We start from the raw sequence: 9,725 nt of genomic DNA on the forward strand, positions 1-9,725 counted from the left end.
CCCACCTTTCAGAGCAACTCCTAAACCAGGTTTTGACGATACTCCTGGTCTGAGAACAAGTACCCCAGCTTTGTCAAAATACTGCCTTAGCTGATACGCTGAAAGCCTGCCCGCTTTCCTAGTTCTCGAAAGTGAATTGGGGAAAAAGTACATCACGTAGGCTAGCGAAAACTGATCGATGTCGTTATAAGAAACGGTGTCATATCCCTTAAATGCCAGGTTAAGACTGCGTTTAAGATAATTCATCACCAAAGGATGAGGTTTTGGATACTGGGCGCAATCGGCGATGGCAGGATAAAGCCCGTTTATGATCTCCATTCGAGGAACAAACTCTGCAGCCTTTGCTACCTTTTCCCTTTTTAGAATATCTATTTTTCCTTTTGTCGCCTGCCATAAACCTTCCCGCAGTAGAAGATAATGTCCAAAGCCAAATGCATAATAGTCCATGCCTTCACTGCAATACCCATCATCCAAAATCCCATGAAGGTAGTTATTTGAATAGCGCTCGGCAATGTAAGCGAACAGCGCCCGCTGTTGTCTATCCTCGATAACCGCTAAAGCCGCAATGGTCACATTGGCCAACGTGAAAGCATTATAGTTTCCGGTATTGGTAAGTGACGTAAACTGGGATCTAGCATCCTTATACCGCACAGCATCCAGAACCGGCTTAAAAATTTTACGGGACAATGCATCCAGCAATTGTTTCTTCAGCGCTTTATCAAGCCTGGTGTCTAACAGGTACAACGTTTCCCCAAGTTCATGGCCATAGGCTGCCGAACTTAATGCGATGGTATATAAACTACCTTCGTAATTCGTTTTGTTCTTATCCTCAGCAGGAAACGACCATGATGTGGTGTAAAGAATATCATTCAGGGCTTTATTTATGGCAGGCATGTATTTACCTTGATTAGTCAGGCATTCAGCCCAAACCAGTTTAGAAAGCCATCTTCGCCGGTTCATAATAAACCGCTTGGATGTTTCGGAATCGACCCCTTTATAGTATGAAAAATAAATGTCTTCAGTAAGCACCGGAAATGGCAGTGCAGCCAGGCTGTCGGCATCGCGAATCAACTTATCAAACTGCCCCGTACTATACAACCTAGCCCAGGTCGTCCGTTGCTGAATGGGATCACCAAAACCTTTCGGCTGCTTAGGAAGCATGGAAGCTATTGCCTTCACCCTTTCCTGATCTATAGGCATCAGCGGCAAAGCTCGTTCGCCAGACTTCTGCGCCTGCGTTGAAAAACATGTCAGAACAAGGACTAAAATATGTATATAGATTTTCATACTCCTCTTTATCTATCTGATAAACCGCATCTCGTAATTATTTACATTCAATCCTTCTTTTGAGTCCGCCTATGTCTATCGTAAATACACCCGGTTCTGTAACATGTTGCAATTTTTGGTTGATGAAAGACAAACCTGCCTTATCAACCGTAAAACTTACTGTTGTTTTTTGACCAGGCCGAAGCTCGATCTTTTTAAAATCCCGTAGTCTCTTCACTTCGGGCGTCACACTAGCCACTTCATCCGAAAAATAAAGCATAACAGTTTCTTTTCCAATTACTTTTCCGGTATTTACAACATCAATACTAACAGTTAACGGCGTCTTATCATCCAGCACAACACGGTTCATCCGTAGATTTGAGTAGGCAAAATCAGTATAGCTTAGCCCATGTCCGAATTCCCACTGCGGGTCAAATCCTGCTGGTTCAAACTGTTTGGTTTCGGTATATTTATGATAGTAGTTCAGCAGACTATTGGTATTTCTTGGGTAAGTATAAGGTAGTTTTCCACAGGGATTCACTTTACCGGCTAATACATCAGCAATAACATTTCCACCTTCATTTCCTGGCAAATAGGCATGAATAACAGCCCGGGCATACGGCTCAATCGCCGACAAAATACGCGGACGTCCTTCTGTTAGAACAAATACAAGGGGTTTGCCTGTGGCATGCAATGCTTTTGCAAGCTCTATCTGCGGTGTTGAAAGCGTCAAGTCATGGATATTTCCTGGCGTTTCGGTGTAATTGTCTTCACCTATGCAGAGAACGATCACATCAGACGCTTGCGCTTTAGACACTACGTCCTGAATATCGACAACCGACTCGAAAGATACGCCCTGACTATATGTTATCTGATTTTTTCCGAATACATTCTGGAGGGCCTCCAGCGTGGTGTTCTGATCAGCATCCGTTTCATCTGTATTGTTCCCCTGCCATGTTCTGGACCAGCCCCCGTTTAAAGGGCGCATAGAATTTGCCGCAGGGCCGGTAACCAAAATGCGCTGATTTTTAGAAAGCGGCAAGGTATGGCTTTCATTTTTAAGCAGGGTGATGCATTCGGCGGTAACGGAGTAATTCAATTGCTTATGTTTAGTACTATTGAATAGTGGATAATCGCCTGAGTTCCCGTTAGGATTGTCAAACAGGCCAAGCTCATATTTTACAGTGAGTATCCGTCTAACGGCATCGTTAATCCGGGTCATAGTTACCTTGCCTTCTTTTGCCAACTCGGTCAGTGCGGTACAGAACGAATATCCTGTTGGAACCATGCTCATGTCTATCCCGGCATTCACTGCCATCATTACCGCCTCCTTGTTGTCTTTAGCGATGCGATGACGTTCAAATAAGTAGCGGATGTCCTGCCAGTCGCTCACCACAAAACCCTTAAAGTTCAGTTCGCCTTTTAGAATATCAGTCAGGAGATGTTTGTTAGCGTGCACCGGTAGGCCGTTAATCTCTCCGCTATTTACCATTACGGTTTTAGCACCTGCTTTTACAGCTGCAGCAAAGGGAGGAAGAAAATACTCCCGCAATTCTCTTTCAGGGATCCAGGCCGGTGTACGATCATGCCCGCTTAGAGGCATACTATACCCCATATAGTGCTTTAGGCATGCAGCTACATGATATTTATCCGTGTTCGCTGACTTTCCTTGAAAGCCTTTCACCATAGCTGCACTTAAACGTTCGGCCACCAGCGGATCTTCACCAAATGTTTCCCATATCCGAGGCCATGCCGGATGTCGGCCTAGGTCGGCCACCGGACTAAATGTCCATGGAATAAAGGCTGCTCTCGTTTCATACGCTGTTGCCTCTGCTGCTTGCTCTACTAATACAGGGTTAAAGCTGGCAGCCTGTGCAATCTGTTGGGGGAACATGATGGAACCCATCGTGTAATTGTTCCCATGTATAGCGTCAATACCATACAGCACCGGAATTTTTAACCGGTCCTGCATAGCTATATTTTGTATCGTAGCAATCCGCTCCCGCCAGGCCTGTAGCGTTTGTGCGTTGCCACCCACGTTTAAAATAGAGCCCACCTTGTATTTTTTTATACATTCTACGAGAGCGGCAGTATCAGTTATATGCGGCTCTATGGTTAGGCCCTTATTTTTTTTAATCAAAGTATCGATCGATATCTGCGTCATCTGACCCACCTTTTCCTCGAGAGTCATTTTCGCCAGCAAGGCCTCAACTTTTTGCGCGATGCTTTGCTGAGCAGATGCATGCGAAAAAAAGAATAATGCACCTATGGCAGTAATCGCTAATGTTTTTAGATTCATCATTTGTTAGATAATTGGGTAAGCTTATATAGTACTACTCCATGGGCGGGTATATCAGCGGAAATCTCCTCGCTTGTTTGACCACGGTCGGTTCCTTTCCATAAATCCCTCAGTCCGTAACGCCCGTTCAATCCTGCCTGCTCAAGCGTAAACTTAGCCAGCTGGCTTTGATCTTTATGATTAAACAGGGCCAGATAGTACGAATTGACCTGCTTTCCTTTCGAAAGCCATACTACCAATCCGTTTTCGGAAAAAATTTGCTTTTGTGCTGTCCCAAACTGATTCACTTCCAAAACGTCCTTATTAGTGAGCAGCTGAAGCGTGAATGCATTATTTTGGATAAGGTCATTACTAACCATTAGCGGCGATCGGCTAATGCACCACAGCGTCATAAGCGAGTATTGTTCATCAGTGGTAAACCGGGTAAGGCGTTCGCCACCAGCATCACCACTGCGTGTACCAATTTTTCCAAGCGGTAGCATGTCAAGATCAGGCCAGCGACCAGGAAACTCAACGCTGTGAACTGCCCATTGCTTAGCAAAATCGAATTGCTTTTGCAATTGCTCCCAGGTATCCCAAAAATCAGAAGACACACGGAACATGTCCGTATTTTGCATAACGTGGTAGCGTGCAGATAATGGCGTAGAGCCCGGAGAAGCACTGAAAACCATGGCTCTTCCGGTTTTTTCTATAGCCTTCCTCACAGCCGTAATTTCATCCGCATGGTAGGGCATCGACAGGTCATCCACTTTCACAAAGTCCACGCCCCATGAAGTATAGAGGTGAAAGATAGAGTCATAATATTCCTGAGCCCCTGCTCTGGTCATGTCTATACCGTAAGTAGCATTGAACCATAGGCATACATCTGCCGGATTGGCAATATCTCTAGCCCGGCTTGTGCTGCCCATTATGGGCATATCTTTTTCTACGGCCTGCCATGGAATACCACGCTGTATATGTAAACCAAACTTTAATCCTTTGGCATGGACATAATCGGCAAGGTATTTAAATGACCCTCTTGCACCAGGGAATTTGTTGTTAGCAGGAAGAAAGCGGCCGAAAGAGTCGAGCTCCGCATCATGCTTGGCATAGGAACCGTGATGATATGCGCTTTTCTTATCAGCCGAGACACTCGGAGAATACCAGGAAGCGTCGATAACTACATACTCGTAGCCGTAAGGCTTCAACTTTTCAGCAACGTAATCTACCTGCTTTTTAAATTCAGCTTCTGTAATTTGGAGTCCAAAATTATTCCACGAATTCCAGCCCATAGGTGGTCGTGGAGCTACAATAGCCTTGGGCGTATTATTTATCCTCTGCGTCTTCTCTTCAATCGGGATTTGTGTATTTGCAACTCTTGGCATTCCCCAGTTAGGCTGAGCAAGGTTCTTCTGAGCAAAAATGAGTAGTATCAGCAGAGCTGTACATACCTTTAGACCGGATCGATCATTACGGGCTGTTATCTTTATCATATTTAATGCGTTTATTTGAAGCGACCGACGGATCTCAGGCCCCGCTTTGACCCATCTTGTACAGCTGCCTCGCTTCCGGTGTATCTATAATAATTTTCCAATGTTGCGTTCCACTACCATCATTGTTTCCTTTTGTCTTTTCTCGACAAACGCCTTTGCTTTTAGCGCCTTTTCTTTGGCTTTTTTCGGATTCTCAGCAATTTTAAGTACCGTAGGGACCAGGTTTTCGACTTGGTCCGCGTCGTCCATATCAAAAAGCCAGTCGTTCAACCCGATGTCTTTCCACATAAAACCCTTTGTAGATTGTTCATAAAACCGGCATACTACCGCTGGAATTCCCTGACCAATACAAATAATTGGAGAGTGTTGCTCCAAACCGAATAATCCGGCCGAGCGTTTGTAAGTACTTAAAGCTTCGTCCGTTAGCCAATAGCGATCCCGCCATACCACTCTCTTTTTCACATCTTCAGGCAGATGATCGAGCAGCAACGATTTACCTAGGGCCACATGAGTTTCATCTTCAGGGCAGATCAACACTTTAAGCGGTGTATTACGAGCCACCTGGATAATAGCTTCCCTTAACGGACCGTTGTCATGATCCTTCATTTGGTTATTATAATCCACATGATCCTGTCTATAAGGCCTATTCTTACCTTTCGCGAGCCATTCTTCCGTAAAGCGATAACGTGGAATACAGCACATAAACTTCCCTTCTTCCAGGCCGTGCTGCTTCATGAAAGATAAGGCGGCAGCATCATTATGCAGATCTACGGCAAAAGTCCCGTCCGGACCAAATTCCATCACCTGGCTGGTGATGCCGTTATCCTTAGCAATCCGCATAGACACGCTGTCTCTGAAAAAAACGAAAGCCGCCTTATTGAGCAGATCCACATCTAGCGGAAGTGGCTTTACCGACTCCCCTTTTGCCGCATAAATTCCAGGGAAAGTGATCCCGTAAATACCATACGGTTTGCCAGTTTCATTCACCCACCGAACAATATCATCTCTACCTACCAGCGAAGGGCCGCTGCCATGTAATAGAAGGTCTGCTTTAGCAAACGCATTTCCAACTTCTTTATCAGACTCTACAATCGCTACTTTTGGAAATCTCTTTTTGAGCATGTCTTTCACACCATTACCCACGTCATGCGGCCATAACATGACGTTCACATGTGGCAATTGCTTTTCTAAAATGGCCAGAACTCCCGGCGTATGGGCGATATCACCGATATTAAAAGTTTGCCAGGATGAACACAGCAGTACCGTTTTTGTATTTGCCATAGCTTGCAACCAGCCAGGCAACACCGTTGATATAGCTGCAGTAGCCACGGATCCTTTTATAAAAGCCCTTCTGTTAAATTTGCTTTCTAACTCCATTACCTTATTAGTTGACGTAGGTTCTTCATTGTCTTTTTCTGAATACTTTCTACATAATTCATAGCCTTGTTTGTTGATTCCAAAGCGATGTCGTAGTTATTATGTATCTGAAGAAGTTGCTGAGAAATTTGCGAAGCCGGCGTTTCATCCATCAGGAAATACCAATCACCCATACCTATATCGCGCCACATCTGTCCCTTCCGGGTATCTGTTGATTGCTTAATGTGGATGCTTGGGATACCATTGGCAACCGCCATAATCAGCGAATGCGGTTCACAGCAAACCATGGCTCTGGCATGTTTGTACACGCTGGTTGCTTCATCCGGAAGCCAAAAACTGCTGCGCCAAACCACATTTTTCTTAAGGTCTTCCGGCAGAGGATCATATAACACCTCCTTGCCCAGCTCCACTTGTTGGGTAACCTCAGGGCAAACCAGAACTTTGAGTCCTGTATTCTTTATCCAGGTTACCATTACCTCTCTCAACTTTGCCCCATCACGTTCTTTAAAGGCCATAGAAATGGCATACCGCTCTTTTTCACTTGTCGAAGGAGCTCTCCCTACCATTTGCCAGTAAGGTGTAAATCGCAATCGAGGAATAACACAGATAAACTCACCCTTTTTCAAGCCCACAGCATCTAAATAAGTCTTCGCTTTTTGATCATCGTAAATCTTAATACCGAAGGTCGAGTCGGGAGCAAATCCCTGCACTGGACAAGGATTGTTAAGGGTTTTCAGGTATTTCAGCGATTCGGTATCCCGGCAGTAAAAAAAAGATGCCTGTGCTATGAGGCCGAATAGAGCCGGATCTACTTCGTCTAACGACACTCCATAAATTCCAAAAGGCTTGCCTGTATTTTTTCGCCAGGCGGTTAATTCTTTTTTCGCCGTGACGTATGGACCAGAACCGTGTATCATAAATACGCACTCGTCGAATGCTTTCTTAAGTTCAGGAGTTACTTCATCTATGCCGCTTTTTACTATCGTTATTTTAGGGAAAGTTTTCCTCAGTAAATCCTCAACGCCGCGGTCATAAGCCTTAGGCCACAACACCAGGTCTAGCTCGGGGAGATAGCGCTCTATAATAGCAAGCAAACCGAATGTATGTCCAATATCGCCAATGTTTACCGTCTGCCAGCCTGAACGGATCAGGATCCTTTTCCTTCTGCCGGGATTAGCCGCCACCACTTCAGTGATGGGCGCAAGCATCACAGTTAAAGAAACGGCCGACAGGCTGCGGATAAAAGTTCGTCTATCTTGCATGTTATTGAATTGTATATATAAAACAGCTTATAAATTGGGCTATTGGACAATCGCGTCGAGGTACCGTTGATCTTTAACATTCCGCTCGTCATCGAATACCCCGAAATGTCTGCGATAACCCCATACGGTGTAGGGGATGTCATGGTTCTTGAAGATAGCGACCATATCCCTTATCCAGCGGAGCTGTAAATCACGGTCAGGGTACTTGAAATTGGATCCAAACTCGCCGCAGTGTATACGCAAACCAGTCTCCTTTGCTTTTTTGAAGACGTCGAAAAGTCTTGCTTCCAGTTTCTTAAGATCGTGGGTCCCGTTCATCACTTGTAGTTTGGCCCGCGAACTCTCATCAAGTGCTTTCACATCCTCGTCTGACACCAGTTTACCGGGATAATTCAGTTTCAGTCCTTTCACTCCATCGTCATTCTCATAGCTGTCCACGTTGTAATGGGTAAGGAGACCGGGATGATAGAAGTGAAAGCTTAATATGATATTCGGATCATTCTTCGGAACCTTTAGATAGGGGAAGGTGGTGATAGAGTTGAACTTGTTCGATCCGAGGAAGATCACCCGTTGCGGTTCAAGTTTTCTTATGGCTGTGATCGCCCTTGCAGACAATTGATTCCAATTCTCCGGATCGGGAGCAACAGGTTCATTCAATAGTTCATAGGCAAGCAGGCTGTTCGGATATTTGCCGAATTCAGCAGAAAAATCCTGCCAGAGCGCAATGAAACGATCCTGCGCCCGCCTATCGTCCCAAAGCGATACTTGGCCGGGTTTGGGCTTAAGCTCCCGGCTAACCTTCAGATCGTGAAGGTCCAGGATCACACGCATGTTAGCGTCCCTACACCAGCCGATCACATCATGAAGCAATGCAAAGCTCTCCTTGCGCTTTTCACCGTTTTCCAGGTAGATCTTGTCTTCCGCTACAGGCAGCCGGAGATGATCGAAACCCAGATCTTTCAGTAGCAGGAAATCCTGACGACTGAAGTAGCTTTTCTGCTCTTGCGGACTGGACATGTCAGTCTGCGACAACCATGCACTGATATTGATGCCTTTGCTGAATTCGAAGTCCGTTTTATATGGTGCCTCTATTTTCTGTGCTTTACTCGCATCTACTGCTGCTCCTGTAACTAGCAGGCTCAGCAGCAAAACAATCTTTTTCATATCTTTCATTTACTAATATCTGGAGATGAGTGAGTTGTGTATCATTCTACGGATATTTCAAAGCGCAAAACCCGCCATGAATGCCTCAGTAGCTGCAGCATTCAGATAATTCAGACGCTAGAAATGGGGTGGAACATACTGCCGTTGACACTTGCCCGGGCCGCATGTCGCTAAACCAATCAGCAGTTAATATCCATAGTCCTGAGTAATCGCTCCGTGAGATGCTTCAATTACAGAGTTAGGTATTGGAAGCAACTCGCTTTTATTCTCCGTAAAGTTGGCAGCGAACTTATCTACAATCGCCGGTGCAGTTACCGCCTGTAACCAGTTTATTGACGCATGACCGCTCGGCGTAGCTGCAGGAGTTGGTGCGTAAAGCGAATTTCCCCAGACGAGTCCGGTTGTTGAGTTTTGTCTATAAAACATACGTTGTGGAAGCTCATCGTACGGCGCTGCTTTGTTAACCATTTTTGTTAGCTCTGCTTTGGTTTCGGCAAGCTTATTGCCCAATATATTCCAGCGGATCAAATCATATTTCCGGATTCCTTCGCTCACAAATTCATACAGGCGCTCATCTTGAATGGCTTGAAGGAAAGATAGTTTATCCGCTTTCTGGGCTGTCGTAAGCTCGGCATCTGCCAGTGTAGCGAGCGCAGCCATTGCAGTAAACCTGGTACCACCACCTCCCGTTACGGTCACAGCGGGGGCTGATGTGTAATTTTCGCCCCCGTTGATCAGGTCTATAGCAACCACTTTTCCTCCACTTATTCGCGCAGCTGCGGTAGCGCCTGCACCGCCGCCACCGGTTATATTTACCGTAGGAATCGTCGTGAAACCTGTGCCACCATCAGTAATCGTAATACTCTTTACAGTTTTCACAGCCCA

At 45.5% G+C, this 9,725-nt stretch carries 7 protein-coding genes; all 7 read right to left on the reverse strand.

All coding sequences use genetic code 11. The features are described from left to right. Nucleotides 1-1,287: hypothetical protein (locus ACKI5J_RS00510; protein ID WP_407425414.1), on the reverse strand; the 1,287-nt coding region annotated here is incomplete at its 3' end. Nucleotides 1,288-1,324: 37 nt separating this feature from the next. Continuing rightward, a complete protein-coding gene (locus tag ACKI5J_RS00515; RefSeq protein ID WP_407425416.1) occupies nt 1,325-3,568 on the reverse strand; it encodes a glycoside hydrolase family 3 N-terminal domain-containing protein in 2,244 nt (747 codons plus the stop codon). Continuing rightward, the gene (locus tag ACKI5J_RS00520) at nt 3,565-5,037 is read right to left on the reverse strand and encodes a glycoside hydrolase family 27 protein (RefSeq protein ID WP_407425418.1); all 1,473 of its coding nucleotides are present in this window, start codon (nt 5,035-5,037) and stop codon (nt 3,565-3,567) included. Before ACKI5J_RS00520 ends, ACKI5J_RS00515 begins: the two co-directional genes overlap by 4 nt. 84 nt (nt 5,038-5,121) lie before the next feature. Next, nucleotides 5,122-6,414, reverse strand: coding sequence for a polysaccharide pyruvyl transferase family protein (locus tag ACKI5J_RS00525; protein ID WP_407425420.1), 1,293 nt, complete (start codon nt 6,412-6,414; stop codon nt 5,122-5,124). Continuing rightward, nucleotides 6,414-7,676, reverse strand: coding sequence for a polysaccharide pyruvyl transferase family protein (locus tag ACKI5J_RS00530; RefSeq protein WP_407425422.1), 1,263 nt, complete (start codon nt 7,674-7,676; stop codon nt 6,414-6,416). The genes ACKI5J_RS00525 and ACKI5J_RS00530 overlap by 1 nt, the downstream gene beginning before the upstream one ends. A 39-nt stretch (nt 7,677-7,715) precedes the next feature. Beyond that, nucleotides 7,716-8,840, reverse strand: coding sequence for a glycoside hydrolase family 5 protein (locus tag ACKI5J_RS00535; protein ID WP_407425424.1), 1,125 nt, complete (start codon nt 8,838-8,840; stop codon nt 7,716-7,718). 186 nt (nt 8,841-9,026) lie between these two features. After that, the coding region (locus ACKI5J_RS00540; protein WP_407425426.1) for a RagB/SusD family nutrient uptake outer membrane protein at nt 9,027-9,725 on the reverse strand (699 nt) is incomplete at its 5' end.

The organism is Arcticibacter sp. (assembly GCF_045629565.1).
Taxonomy (GTDB): domain Bacteria; phylum Bacteroidota; class Bacteroidia; order Sphingobacteriales; family Sphingobacteriaceae; genus Arcticibacter.

Coding starts and splice junctions, on each gene's coding strand:
- ACKI5J_RS00515 (WP_407425416.1), bottom strand. CDS start 3,568: ATGATGAATCTAAAAACATTAGCGATTACTGCCATAGGTGCATTATTC.
- ACKI5J_RS00520 (WP_407425418.1), bottom strand. CDS start 5,037: ATGATAAAGATAACAGCCCGTAATGATCGATCCGGTCTAAAGGTATGT.
- ACKI5J_RS00525 (WP_407425420.1), bottom strand. CDS start 6,414: ATGGAGTTAGAAAGCAAATTTAACAGAAGGGCTTTTATAAAAGGATCC.
- ACKI5J_RS00530 (WP_407425422.1), bottom strand. CDS start 7,676: ATGCAAGATAGACGAACTTTTATCCGCAGCCTGTCGGCCGTTTCTTTA.
- ACKI5J_RS00535 (WP_407425424.1), bottom strand. CDS start 8,840: ATGAAAAAGATTGTTTTGCTGCTGAGCCTGCTAGTTACAGGAGCAGCA.